At 41.4% G+C, this 13076-nt stretch carries 11 protein-coding genes; 1 reads left to right on the forward strand and 10 read right to left on the reverse strand.

Annotated features, from left to right (window positions below; genetic code table 11):
• Window positions 1-376 precede the first annotated feature (376 nt).
• Together NYR25_06650 and NYR25_06655 are read right to left on the reverse strand one after the other, a co-directional pair.
• The gene (locus NYR25_06650) at window positions 377-1729 is read right to left on the reverse strand and encodes a glucose-6-phosphate isomerase (protein ID UWF33271.1); all 1353 of its coding nucleotides are present in this window, start codon (window positions 1727-1729) and stop codon (window positions 377-379) included.
• A 269-nt stretch (window positions 1730-1998) separates the two neighbouring features.
• Entirely contained in the window at window positions 1999-2868 is an 870-nt protein-coding gene (locus NYR25_06655) for a GRP family sugar transporter (GenBank protein UWF33272.1), read from the reverse strand.
• Window positions 2869-3153: 285 nt separating this feature from the next.
• On the opposite strand from NYR25_06655, the gene fba reads away from it, so the two are divergent.
• A complete protein-coding gene (gene fba / locus NYR25_06660) occupies window positions 3154-4017 on the forward strand; it encodes a class II fructose-1,6-bisphosphate aldolase (GenBank protein UWF33273.1) in 864 nt (287 codons plus the stop codon).
• 147 nt (window positions 4018-4164) lie between these two features.
• Here the strand turns inward: fba and NYR25_06665 are convergent, their stop codons facing one another.
• From NYR25_06665 to gntK, 8 genes are all read right to left on the reverse strand, one after another.
• A complete protein-coding gene (locus tag NYR25_06665; protein UWF33274.1) occupies window positions 4165-5607 on the reverse strand; it encodes a HAMP domain-containing histidine kinase in 1443 nt (480 codons plus the stop codon).
• Between the two features lie 3 nt (window positions 5608-5610).
• Window positions 5611-6333: a response regulator transcription factor gene (locus NYR25_06670; GenBank protein UWF33275.1), complete on the reverse strand. Its 723-nt coding sequence runs from the start codon at window positions 6331-6333 to the stop codon at window positions 5611-5613.
• A gap of 188 nt (window positions 6334-6521) precedes the next feature.
• Window positions 6522-7196 carry a LysM peptidoglycan-binding domain-containing protein gene (locus NYR25_06675; protein ID UWF33276.1) on the reverse strand — a complete coding sequence of 225 codons (675 nt, stop codon included), beginning with the start codon at window positions 7194-7196 and terminating at the stop codon, window positions 6522-6524.
• A 238-nt stretch (window positions 7197-7434) separates the two neighbouring features.
• A complete protein-coding gene (locus NYR25_06680) occupies window positions 7435-8079 on the reverse strand; it encodes a LysM peptidoglycan-binding domain-containing protein (protein UWF33277.1) in 645 nt (214 codons plus the stop codon).
• A gap of 462 nt (window positions 8080-8541) precedes the next feature.
• Window positions 8542-9195 (reverse strand): alpha/beta hydrolase, encoded by a 654-nt coding sequence (locus NYR25_06685; GenBank protein UWF33278.1) that lies wholly within the window; start codon window positions 9193-9195, stop codon window positions 8542-8544.
• Window positions 9171-9530, reverse strand: a complete 360-nt coding sequence (locus tag NYR25_06690) for a hypothetical protein (GenBank protein UWF33279.1) — start codon at window positions 9528-9530, stop codon at window positions 9171-9173. The genes NYR25_06685 and NYR25_06690 overlap by 25 nt, the downstream gene beginning before the upstream one ends.
• Before the next feature lie 447 nt (window positions 9531-9977).
• Window positions 9978-11330, reverse strand: a complete 1353-nt coding sequence (locus NYR25_06695) for a gluconate:H+ symporter (GenBank protein ID UWF33280.1) — start codon at window positions 11328-11330, stop codon at window positions 9978-9980.
• Window positions 11331-11501: 171 nt separating this feature from the next.
• Window positions 11502-13073 carry a gluconokinase gene (gntK, locus tag NYR25_06700; GenBank protein ID UWF33281.1) on the reverse strand — a complete coding sequence of 524 codons (1572 nt, stop codon included), beginning with the start codon at window positions 13071-13073 and terminating at the stop codon, window positions 11502-11504.
• Window positions 13074-13076: the final 3 nt, after the last annotated feature.

Below are 13076 nucleotides of genomic sequence, written 5' to 3' on the forward strand. Positions count from 1 at the left end.
AAGAGCTAGTATATGCCTCATTAAGTATTCATCGATCAAGCTTTAGTTTTGTAAAATTATTGATTTTGAATTAAGGATCAGCTTAGTTTTTAAACGTCCTTGAATCCTAATACAAATAGACAAATAAAATTTTTTGAACCTTGGTTAGTTCCATATAAAAAACAATTTATCCGTAGAAGCTATTTAACAATTAGCCATCCAACGGTTGAAATAAAGGTTTAAGTTACCTTGATTAGTTTCATTACCACTACCAAATATAAATTTTTCCGTAGATACCTAAAAATAATTTGACGGCACGTACCACATTAACCAAAAAAATCCTGACCACAATTTTTCAATTGCGATCAGGATTTTTAAATATTAACCTAGTTTAAATTTACTTTAAACGAGCGTTTAATTCTTCAGTCTTGTCTTCGTAACCTGGTTTACCCAGTAAAGCAAACATGTTGGACTTGTATGCTTCAACACCTGGTTGGTTGAATGGGTTGATTCCGTTCAAGTAACCAGAAACGGCAACGGCAGCTTCAAAGAAGTAGATCATGTAACCTAACGTGTAGGCAGTTTGATCAGGGATGTTAAGCGTCATTACTGGAACGCCACCATCGTTGTGCGCAAGGGTAACACCTTGGTAAGCCTTCTTATTAACTTCGTCCATTGTCCGACCTTCTAAGTAACGAAGTCCATCAAGGTTGTCTTCTTCCTTAGGAATGTCGATATCGTGGTTTGGCTTTTCAACGTTAATTACGGTTTCCATCAAATCACGACGACCCTCTTGGATGTATTGACCAAGGGAGTGCAAGTCAGTTGAGAAGTTTGCTGATGAAGGGTAAATACCCTTTTGGTCCTTACCTTCGGATTCACCCATCAATTGCTTCCACCATTCGCCAAAGTATTGTAACGTTGGTTCATAGTTTTCTAGCAATTCAGTAGTGTAACCCTTCCGGTAAAGGATGTTCCGCAATGCAGCATACTTGTATGCATCGTTCTTGTTAACGTCAGCATCTGTGTATTCCTTGCTTGCGTCTTCGGCACCCTTCATTAATTGGTCGATGTCGCCACCAGCTACGGCAATTGGAAGTAAACCAACTGCAGAAAGTACTGAGAAACGACCTCCGATATCATCAGGCACAACGAATTCTTCGTAGCCTTCAGCGTCTGCTTCAGTCTTCAAAGCGCCTTTAGCACGGTCAGTTGTAGCGTAGATCCGCTTCTTAGCTTCTTCTTCACCGTACTTAGCAATCAATTTTTCCTTCAAAACGCGGAAAGCAATTGCGGGTTCGGTAGTTGTACCAGACTTAGAAATAACGTTGATTGAGAAGTCGCGGTCACCAATCAAGTTCAAAACGTCTGCTAGGTATGTGGAACTAATTGAGTTACCAGCAAAAATTACTTGTGGTGCACCATTGCGTTGTTCCTTAGTCAACATGTTGTAAAACGTGTTGTTCAAGAAATCAATTGCGGCACGGGCTCCCAAATATGAACCACCAATTCCGATTGCAACAAAGACTTCGGAGTCTTCGCGAATCTTTTCAGCAGCTTTCTTAATCCGTGCGAATTCTTCCTTATCGTAGTTAGATGGTAAATCTAACCAGCCGCGGAAGTCGCTTCCTGCACCGGTACCCTTGCGAACTAATTCATCGGCAGCGGTAACCATTGGTTGGATTTCAGCAAGTTCATTTTCATGAACGAAATCAGCCACGTTGGAACTATCAAATGAAATGTGTGCCATTTTAAATACCCCTTTTATTTAGAATTCCCTACTATTATACAATAGTTTGCCAGACTTTGAAGAACTTTGGACAACTTGAAGCGGTTAAATTTTCCTTAACCAAATTAGCGCCCGTCATCAGGTCACTTTAAAAATTAAGTTTTTCTAAAGAAAATTGGTCTATATCTTTTATCGGTTTCTTCGCAAAAACTCCTCATATTTTTATATGAGTACATAAAAAAAGACCGCGGATTTTATAATCCCAGTCTGTTTTCTTTATATTAAGATTTCTATTTTAACGTTGCTAGTAACGTTTCACCGATAATAATTAAAATCGAGCCGATAATCACGAACTGCATTTCGCGATGGGTCTTACGTTCGCCTAGTAACCAAATTGATCCGAAAGTAGAAATTACAATTCCAGCTTGTGCTAAGGAGTAGCTAATTGCTAGTCCAACTGATGGAATTGCCAAGAACATGAAGATGTTCCCGATTCCCCAAATCAAACCAGTAGTAATGTTTAAGAACGTTGGCTTCTTTGCAATTTGATCCGTTTCTTTAGCAAAGAAAACAAACAAGAAGGCTCCGAGCAACATTCCCACTGCTTGAGGGAAAATAATCGCCTTTGCATCAACGTTAGCAAACCGCACGATTACCGTATAACCGATGTACCCAATCGTCGAAATCGTCAGCGCTTGAATTCCGGCTGGCATATTTTCGTCATCGTTTTCCGTCGTGGAATCGCTCTTATCTTTTAGCGACGTTAATGCCGCACCAACGATTAAAGCGATTACCGCGATGGTACCAACCATAATCATATTACCGGAAGTCCATTCGTGCCAAATCAGTACCCCTGCAAGGGCGTTTCCTGCCAACTGTAAGCCGGTTGAAATTGGCACTGTCTTAGAAACCCCAATGTGCTTCATTGAACTAAACTGGTTAAATTGCCCGACTGCCCAAAAAAGGCCAGAAATCAAACCAGCAATCCAAATCTTACCGTTTAACGTTGGCTGGTAAATCACGAGGGTCACTAAGGAGAAAATCACCGCACCCATCGTCATTCCTAACGTTTGCTGCGACGCACTCCCGCCTAAGCGGCCACTCACTAAACCAATACTTCCCCACATAATTGCGGGAACTAAAGCGAGTAAAATATTCATATCAATATCTCCTATATATTTATCAATCTCTGTCTCTCTCATAAGACAAAATATTATTGTACCAGTTATGAAAACGAATTCCAACATTTTTTTTGAAATAAAAATGGTATACTTCATTTTCCATTTTTTTGAAACTCGTTGTGAAAATAACCATTAGATACATTAAAAGTAATCGAGTAGTTTTATGAAAACTCGTATAAAATTTTAAGGTTTTGTGCTAGAATAGAAGTGTTGCGAAGAGGAGAACTCTTTGTCTGTATAAAAATATTGGGAGGAACCAGTTTTATGTCATTTATTAATGGTACAGAAACATTTGCAGCTGCTCGTAAGGGCCACTATGCTGTAGGTGCTTTCAACACAAACAACCTTGAATGGACTCGTGCTATTCTAGCAGCAGGTCAAGAAACACACACACCAATCTTGATCCAATCATCAATGGGTGCTGCTAAGTACATGGGTGGTTACAAAGCAGTTAAGCGTCTTGTTGAAAGCGAAGTAGAATCAATGGGCATCACCGTTCCAGTTATCATGCACTTAGACCATGGTAACTACGAAGCTGCTAAGGAAGCTATCGCTGCTGGATACAGCTCAGTTATGTTTGACGGTCATGACCTTGACTTCGAAGAAAACTTGGTTAAGACAAAAGAAATCGTTGCTTTGGCACACGCTCAAGGTATTTCTGTTGAAGCTGAAGTTGGTTCAATCGGTGGTGAAGAAGACGGAATCATCGGTGCTGGTGAATTAGCTGACGTTGAAGAAGCTAAGACACTTGCAGCTACAGGTGTTGACTACCTTGCTGTTGGTATTGGTAACATCCACGGTGTTTACCCTGAAAACTGGAAAGGTTTGAACTTCGATCGTCTTCAAGAATTAGCTGACGCTATCGACACACCACTTGTATTGCACGGTGGTTCAGGAATTCCTAAGGAACAAATTGTTAAGGCAATTTCAATGGGTATTTCAAAAGTTAACGTTAATACTGAACAACAAATTGCTTGGTCAGAAGCTGTTCGTAAGTACTACGAAGAAGACAACGACAAGAAGCCTAAAGGATTTGACCCTCGTAAGGTTCTTGCTTCTGGTACAGAAGCTATCAAGAACACTGTTAAGGAACGTATCGACTGGTTCAATACACCTTCAATGTGGTAAAAATAATTCTTTAATAAAAGAGCTTGGTGGAGTTTACTCCGCTAAGCTTTTTTATTATCCTAAGCTTTCTCTCTCCCAAATAAAAAATGGTAGCCCTCCCCTTTCAGGAAATTGCTACCATTTTTATTTACTTACGACTAGATTAAGTTATTTATCGTCGGGAGCTTTAGGAAAATGTAACTTAAAGGTGGTTCCCCGTCCGGGTGCGCTTGAAACTTCAATTTTACCGCCATGAATTTGGACGAGTTCGTGCACAATTGCCATCCCTAATCCTGACTCACCCTTCGTCTGAATACGGGACGCGTCTGCTTTGTAATACCGTTCCCAGATATTTTTAATCTGGTCGTCGGTCATACCAATCCCATTATCACTAATTTGGATGTTGGTTCCGTCGCTAGCATTTTGTGCCCGGATCGTAATCTGTCCATTTTGCGTAAATTGAATCCCATTTTGCACGATGTTAAACAAAACTTGAATCAACCGGTCGGGATCTGCATAAACCATCACGTCGCTGTCCATCTCAACAATTAGCTGGTCGTCTTCCTTTGCGGCTTTCTTATTAAGCTGTTCAACTACGCGCACGACGGCTTGTTTCAAATTAACCATCTGACAATTAAGTTTAATTTTGTTGGTCCGAATTCGTTCGTAATCCAGGTTATCGTTAACCAACCGAATCAAGCGCTTGGTTTCCCTTTGCATTAAACGAATGCTTTCTTCCTTACTATCTTCGGGAATTGCATCGTACTCTAAGCCCTCTAAAAGCCCGTTAATGGTCGTTAACGGCGTCCGCATTTCATGAGCCGCATCTGCCATAAACGCCCGGCGACGCTCTTCTTGTCGTTTAATTTCGTCATTAGATTCCTTAAGTGACTTAGTCATTAAATTAAAGTCGGCACTTAATTCACCAATTTCATCCTGCCGCCCGGGATCTAGTTGCACTTCAAAATCCCCTTCAGTAACCCGGTGGGCCGCCTCCCGAATCTTTTGAATTCGGCGAACCATGTACCGGGACAGAAAGTAGGAAGCCACCACCGCTACGAGAATTGCCAAAGAAAAGGTGACTAATAGGTTCTTTTGTACCTGCTGAATATCCGCCTGCACGTTAGCTAGCGGTGAACCTACGGCAATTACACAAATCAATTTTCCCTGCCGGTCAAAATACGGCTTTTTAAGTTCCGTCATCGTAATTCGGTGTTCAACCTGGCCAACTGCCATGCGAGATTCTTGACGTAAGATATTTCCCTTATTTAATTGTTGCCACTGCTTTTTACTAATTTTGGTAGCGGTATTGCGGTTGGGGTAGCTAACGCGTTCCCCATCTTCCGCGTAAATGGTGAAATGGATATGCTGGTTATTTAACAACCGTTCCATTCCCATTAATTGGTCCACCCGCACCGTCGTCACTGACGAATCATGGGGGTCCAATACCACCGCCTGTTGAAAGATGCTATCCGCATATTCCTGTAGCGAATGCCACTTGGTGCGATAAACTGAATCACGCGTAAACTGAATAAATACTAAGCCCACAATCAGCAAGGTTGCTAAGGTTACCGCCAAAAAGGCCATCATTTGTTGAAAAAATAACTTCATTAGTTATCCCTCATCAATTTTACTATCGTCAAACTTATAACCAACGCCCCAGACCGTTTGCACCACTTGGGGTCCAACTGCTTCTAGCTTTTGTCGTAGTTTTTTAATGTGGGCGTCAACGGTACGTTCATCGCCATAGTATTCGTAATCCCACACCATTTGCAGCAACTGTTCTCTTGAGAAAACCTGCATTGGTTTTTGTGCCAAGGTTTTTAATAAGTCAAATTCCTTAGGCGTTAAATCCGAGATTAATTTACCATCCAAGTAAACCTCCCGCGTCGCCGTACTAATTTTTAGGTGTGCCGTACGAACGTCAAATTTGCCGGTCTGTTGTTCAGGAGTATTATTATGCTTATTCATCAAAACCCGACGGTGCAACGCCTTAATACGCGCAATTAAAGTGATGGGGCTGAACGGCTTAGTAATATACTCATCCGCCCCCATTTCTAGCCCTAATACTTGATCACTTTCGGAATCGCGAGCAGTCAACATAATTAAGGGCACCGTGTGGGAAGTCCGCCGAAGTTCTGCAGCCACTTCCATCCCGTCTTTTCCAGGCAAATTTAAGTCCAGCAAAACAATGTCCCACTGTTGAGGGTCCGCCTTAAAAATTTCCAACGCCTTAATTCCATCATAAGCAAAAGTAACTTTCCACTTTTCTTTTTTAAAAAACATCCCCATCATATCGGAAACTGATTTGTTATCCTCAATCATTAATATTTGCATTGAAATTCCTCCAATTTCATTTACCTCATTCAGTATAGTCTTTTTAATCGAAAAATTTATGAAAAATACGGAAAAAGACCCTTAGATTTATCCGCCCTCTTCCATGATAACGAACTTATAGACACAAAAAAAGACAACCAGAGAAGTGGTTGTCTTTTTATTTAAACATATAAATTATTTATTTTATCTTAGTACCAACCTTGTGATAACCAAGCGTTCTTAGCAGCACTCCAGCTACCGTAACGTGACTTAACGTAGTTGTCAGCAACGCGTTCTTGGTTAGCTGCTGAGTAATCACCGTTTAAGTATGATGAAGATAATTGGTACTTACCAACGTATTGGCCGTTGCGAGCTGTGTATGAACCACCTGATTCGCGTGCAGCGATCCAAGCTTTAGCAGCAGCTTCGTTACCAGTTGCGTTTGATGAGTATGAGTTGTTGTTCGATGTATTTGCTTGACGTACTGGAGCAGCCTTTTGTTGAACAGGTGCTTGGCTAGTTTGTGCTTGAGTTTGAGTTGTTTGTGCTTGGGTTGAACCAGCAGCATTAGTGTTTTGCTTTACTTCAGGAAGTTGTTGAACGTCCTTGTTTGTAGCTTGCTTAATGTCACCATCGTTAGTGATCTTTAATTTTTGACCAACGTAGATTACGTTTACGTCAGCAATGTTGTTAGCCTTAGCGATGGTGTTGTAATCACCATTCAAACCAAATGTGTAGCTAATTTCTGAAAGAGTATCGCCAGATTTTACAGTGTAGATTTCGTCAGCGCTAGCACTACCACTTGTAGTGATCATTGCAGCACCAATTGCGGCACCGGAAAGTAATGCGATTGACATTTTAGAAATTTTACTTTTGATTGACATTTAATTATTTCTCCTTATTTTTAAAAACACTTTTTATCTTCTTTTGTTTCAACACCAGTAACTTTACACGATGATTATTACAGAACTATTTTTAAATTCTGGTAAATCACTGAAATTTTGTAAAGTTAAGTAACATTTTGTAACAAACTAACAAGTCAGCCTTGCTATTATTGCTTTTTACACTTTTGTTGATTTGTCAAAAATGAAATATTATTTTTAAAGCTTGCCGTTAATCAGCTTATTCTCCCCAAGCTGACAAACCTTGTGCGTTATATACGTTAGTTGCCATGTTGATTTGGTCAGCAACTGACATTCCAGGATGTTCGCCATGACCTAACAATTGGAATAATCCGTAAGCTCCAGATGAAGCGTTAGATACGTTAGCGTTCCCGCCTGATTCACGCATAATGATTTGTTGCCATTTAGCAGCGGAAACTCCTGTCCGGGATGCCATTTCGTTAGCAACTGACGATACTGAGCTACCCCCGTTGTAACTTGCTGTCTTAGCAGGAGTGGCCTTTGGTGTAGCTGCTTTAGCAGGAGTTGCTTGCTTAGTAGCAGCTGCAGCATTAGTATTCTTGTCAACTTCTGGAAGTGACTTAATTTCTGACTTAGTTGCCTTCTTAATGCTTCCGTTATCTTTAATTACTAATTTTTGACCAACCGTGATGAAGTTAACGTCTTTAATGTGGTTAGCTTGCGCGATTGCATCGTAGTTACCGTCGAGGTTAAACGCGTAACTGATTTCTGAAAGAGTGTCACCAGATTTTACAGTGTAAATTTCGTCCGCATTTGCACTACCACTTGTAATTGCTGTTGCACCGATTGCTGCACCCGCAAGTAAAGCAATAGATAGTTTTGAAAATTTACTTTTGATTGACATATAGATTAAATATCTCCTTTATGTTTATAAACCATGTACGTGTTTCTTTCGTTTCAACAGGATATTACTTTACCGAACCTATATTACAAACATATTGGGATAATTTGGGAATTAGGGATATTTTGTAAGATTCTGTAACATTTTGTAATAAAAGCCCCGCTATTCCCCATAGAAATAGGATTTAGTCGTTTATGAGATATTTGCAAAATGAAATATTTTTTTTGCAAAAAGCCCTGTTTTCGCCTTTTTTCTTTTCCTTATCCCTAAATAAAGCGTTTTCTGTATTCGACTTTGACGACTGCATCTTTCTTCACCAAGAAGTCTAGTAATAAAAAGATTGCCGACTAATTTCTTAACCGGCAATCTGTAATTTATTAATTCTGGTAACTAAGGACGTAATACACTCTCTTGACCAAGTCATCCCCCTGCTTATAATTTTCGCATTAAATCAATTCCCTAACCTTAATCCACACTCCGCAGAAAATTCATCGTCTGGCTAAAGCACTTTTGTCCATCCTTACTATCTAGATCAAACTGATACTCATGGTTAACTTTGTGCTGCTGGTCAAAGAAAAGTGTGCGGGTAGCGACGCCTTCTTTGCGTAACTTTCGAGATAATTCCTTGCCCTGTTCCTCAAACGAACCATTATTGCCATCCGTAATAAAGATTGGCGGGAAGTGGTTATTAACGTAATTAACCGTAGAAACTAGCGCACCTTTTGGGGAATTTTTCCAATCTTTGTCCCCTAAGTATGCCCAGCCAACTTGGTTAACAAAGAGTTTGGTCATTAAGTCCACGTGTTTTTTATTCAACATTTGCTTTATGTCGTATGGCCCACAGTATAATATTCCACCGACAATATTTACTTTCTTTAAAGGACGATAGTTTATCGCGGTGGCCAATTTAGGGTTAAATTGCGCGTCAATCACCTGCGAAGCAACGTGTGCACCAGCTGAATCACCACCGACCACTACGTTATGAACGTTGAGCTGCTTTGCAAAATTACTGTGTACGTATTGGATTGCCTCACGCATTTGGTTTACTTGGTTGGGATAATGATTACCTGGTGCCAACGCGTAGTTAATTGACACTACGTTATAACCCTTGGCGGCCATTTTGGTTGCCCAGTATTTGGTCCCCTCCTTATCACCAGCAATGAAAGCCCCCCGTGCGCCCAAATAATGGTTGGACGAGTCTGATTCCCAGACTTATAAAAAACGTCCATGGTATTTTGGGCGTACTGCGAAGAGTACTTTACATTTTGCTTAATAGCAATCTTTTCCCGGTAATTTTGGTAAGCACGCGGTTTAATCGCGGCTTCGTCACCTGCCGCGTGATTTAAAAAGAACACGAACGGTTTAGGCGAAATGTTCAACGCGACTACGATCGCTACTCCGATTCCGACCACCAGAAAGATCGCGTACTTAATAACCTTCTTTAAAAACTGCATCTTTACTCCCCTAACTTTAGTTAATCAACTTATTACCAAGCCTCGTTTTATCATTGCAGCCTCTCTGACACGATTCATCACTTACTTCCTATATATAACGTGAGCCTTCGTGCATCGTCAGTTAAACTGCATTTAACAAAAACGGTTGGTCCCAATTCCAACGTCTTCCCGCCAAGTCTTTTGAAGCCTTAGCGGATCCTGGTTACTAATTCAATCTTATCAAAAACTGACTTTCGGATGGGACGGTCTTAAAAAGATTCCGGCAAAACCTCCTTGAATTTATAAATGAGCAACGTCTTTTAAAAAAATAAAAAGGACTTGATCACTCCATGACCAAATCCTTTTTTGAATATCTACTATTATTAAAACGCTTGAATTGAAGCAACAACATTCTTAAAGTCGTCTCGACCGTTATTATTACTACTTACCAATCGCTAATAAAGCCCCCTAGACTACCAGACTAAGCAGCAGTACCCCCGCTAAACCAACTACGGAGATGACCGTTTCTAGCATTGTCCAAGTTAACAAGGTCTCTTTTACGGTTAAATCGAAATATTCCTTAAACATCCAAAATCCCGAGTCATTAACGTGACTAGCGGCCAAACTTCCGGCACCTACGGAGAGCACCATGAGGGCCGGATCAATCCCGGCTCCTTGCATTAAAGGAAGTACCAATCCAGCAGCGGTAAGTGCCGAAACGGTAGCAGATCCTAACGCAACCCGGAGGATCACGGCAATCAACCACCCGAGAATTAATGGTGAGATACTTGAAGAAGCAAACGCCGTCTTAATTGCGTCACCAACTCCTCCATCAATTAAAACTTGTTTGAAGGCTCCGCCCCCACCAATTACGAGAAGCAGCATTGCAATTGATTTTACCGCGTCTTCTAAAGTACTCATGATTTCGCCACTAGGAATGTTGCGGTGGTATCCCATTGACCAAATCGCAAATAATAAGGAAATTAACATTGCAATACTTGGTGAGCCAATAAAACTGATTGCGTTATCCAAAAAGTTGGGATGCGTAGGGGTAATTCCATTGTGTACCACTAAATCATAAATTGTAGTAATTGCCATCAGGATTACCGGAAATAGCGACGTTAAAACCGCCATCCCAAAACTAGGAGTTTCTTCCAACTTAAATTCTTTTTGGGGACCTAACGCCTTTAAGTTTCCCGTCCGTTCAAAAGCACTGGGAACAAACTTACGGGCCACTTTAGTAAATAAAATTCCAGCAACGTAAACCGTAGGGATTGCGACAATAATTCCATAAAGCAAAACCTTACCAGCATTGGCGTTCAAAACTGCCGCAATTGCAGTTGGAGCCGGGTGCGGTGGTAAAAATCCGTGGGTAACCGATAAAGCGGTCGCCATCGGAATCCCTAATGCGAGCACCGAGACACCAGCTTCGGTAGCAATCGCAAACACGATGGGAACTAAAAGAACAATTCCCACTTCAAAGAATAGTGCGATTCCGATAATAAAGGACGCCACAACTACCGCCATCTGCAAAAAGCGACGGCCAAATTTATTAATTAAGGTGTGGGCAATCCGATAGGCTCCGCCGGCATTGGCAACCAACCGACCAAGCATCGCACCAAAACCAAAGACCAGAGCCAGCTCACCTAGTTGACTTCCAATCCCGTTTTGAATCGTGTCCGCAATTTTACTTGCCGGCATCCCTAAACCTAAACCAACAACTACCGAAGTAACGATTAACGATACGTAGGTGTTAAATTTAAACTTAATAATTAAGGTGAGTAATAAAATAATTCCAATAATTAGAACTATAAACTCCATTGTTTTCACTCCTTATCAGCGTTAGGTAAGCGTTTGCACGTAACTTTAAAAATAAAAGAGGCCCAAAAGCTTCCTATATATAATACTCATTCAGCCTCTAAATCCTTAGAACTTGCAACACAAGTGACTTACACAGACTGCTTTAAAATTTCTGGCTTAAGCGTGATTGAATCAGTCTTCTTCAGCAATGCGCGCATGTGGGTTAGGATGCCTGCGTTGGAAATCAGCAATGCTATCATATTCTCCAGCAAGTTCATCCGTTAACCGAATCCAAATTGGCAGTAATTCTCGATAAACCGCAAAATTTTCTTGGTTAGGGTGGTGTTGGTGAGTTACCCCTACCATTGATTTAACGGCGCTAAGATCATCAATAATTCCTAGACTCTTCATCCCGATTACCACTGCTCCTAAGGCCGAGCTTTCAAAACTTTCAGGAATGTTAACATCCTGTTCAAAAATATCTGCTAACATTTGCCGCCATAATTCACTGCGTGCGAATCCTCCGGTGGCTTGAATTGACTTTGGCTTGCCCGCAACCCCTTCAATCATCAGCATGACCATGTAGAGGTTGTAGACAATTCCCTCTAGTGCAGCCCGGACCATGTGTGCTCGAGTATGTTGCCGTGTAAGTCCAAAGAAACTTCCCCGCGCATTGGCATCCCAAATGGGAGCCCGCTCACCACCCAAATACGGGTGAAATAGTAATCCATCAGCTCCAGCGGGAATCTTAGCCGCAATGTCAGTTAAAATTTCGTACGAATTGACTTGCATCTGTTCTGCAGTAATTTTTTCCGGAGAGAATAGTTGATCGCGAACCCACCGGAAAACAATTCCACCGTTGTTTACTGGTCCACCGACTACCCATTTGTTATCGTCGAGATAATAGGTAAACAACCGGCCACGCGGATCAACTACCGGATGATCCACAACTACCCGCACCGCGCCCGAGGTACCGATCGTGACCGCCAATACTCCTGGATCAATGGCGTTCACACCTAGATTACTTAAGGTCCCGTCACTAGCTCCTAAGATAAACGGAGTATCGGGATTAATTCCGGTCACCTCCGCGTAAGAACGGTCCATTCCCACTAACTGTTCTTCCGGGGTAACTAACTCGGGAAGTTGTTCCCGACTGATTCCAACGGTTTCTAAGGCTAAACTGTCCCAATCCTTTTCAAAAATATTAAATAAACCAGTTGCGTTTGCTAATGAATAGTCTTGGACGTATTTACCGTACAAGCGGAATAATACATAATCCTTGATTCCAATAAAGTGTTTAGCTTTTTTAAATAATTCTGGTTGGTCGTTTTTTAACCAAAGCAACTTAACCAACGGTGACATTGGGTGGGTTGGCACTCCCGTACGGGCGTATAACTTAGCACCTAAACCATTTTCTTTTAGTTCTTCAGCTTCTTGACTCGCCCGGTTGTCCGCCCATGTAATCACCCGGGTTAATGGTTGGTCGTTTTGGTCCATTAAAATCAAACTGTGCATGGCGCTGGAGAACGAAACTCCGGCAATTTCATCGGCTGCAACGTGGCTTTTACGCATTACTTCCGTTAATCCACTGATTACCGCGTCAAAAATTTCTTCTGGATCCTCTTCTGCCATGTCAGGTGTTTCTTGATACAAGGGGTATGGATTATTGGCGTATGCCACCGACTTGCCCTTTAAATCAAATAAAACTACCTTAGTACTGGTGGTCCCCAAATCAACACCAATCATGTACTTCATCTGTTTCATCCC

The sequence above is a fragment of the Pediococcus acidilactici genome (assembly GCA_024970065.1).
Classification (GTDB): Bacteria; Bacillota; Bacilli; order Lactobacillales; family Lactobacillaceae; genus Pediococcus; species Pediococcus acidilactici_A.

Coding starts and splice junctions, on each gene's coding strand:
- NYR25_06650 (UWF33271.1), bottom strand. CDS start 1,729: ATGGCACACATTTCATTTGATAGTTCCAACGTGGCTGATTTCGTTCAT.
- NYR25_06655 (UWF33272.1), bottom strand. CDS start 2,868: ATGAATATTTTACTCGCTTTAGTTCCCGCAATTATGTGGGGAAGTATT.
- fba (UWF33273.1), top strand. CDS start 3,154: ATGTCATTTATTAATGGTACAGAAACATTTGCAGCTGCTCGTAAGGGC.
- NYR25_06665 (UWF33274.1), bottom strand. CDS start 5,607: ATGAAGTTATTTTTTCAACAAATGATGGCCTTTTTGGCGGTAACCTTA.
- NYR25_06670 (UWF33275.1), bottom strand. CDS start 6,333: ATGCAAATATTAATGATTGAGGATAACAAATCAGTTTCCGATATGATG.
- NYR25_06675 (UWF33276.1), bottom strand. CDS start 7,196: ATGTCAATCAAAAGTAAAATTTCTAAAATGTCAATCGCATTACTTTCC.
- NYR25_06680 (UWF33277.1), bottom strand. CDS start 8,079: ATGTCAATCAAAAGTAAATTTTCAAAACTATCTATTGCTTTACTTGCG.
- NYR25_06685 (UWF33278.1), bottom strand. CDS start 9,195: ATGGCCGCCAAGGGTTATAACGTAGTGTCAATTAACTACGCGTTGGCA.
- NYR25_06690 (UWF33279.1), bottom strand. CDS start 9,530: ATGCAGTTTTTAAAGAAGGTTATTAAGTACGCGATCTTTCTGGTGGTC.
- NYR25_06695 (UWF33280.1), bottom strand. CDS start 11,330: ATGGAGTTTATAGTTCTAATTATTGGAATTATTTTATTACTCACCTTA.
- gntK (UWF33281.1), bottom strand. CDS start 13,073: ATGAAACAGATGAAGTACATGATTGGTGTTGATTTGGGGACCACCAGT.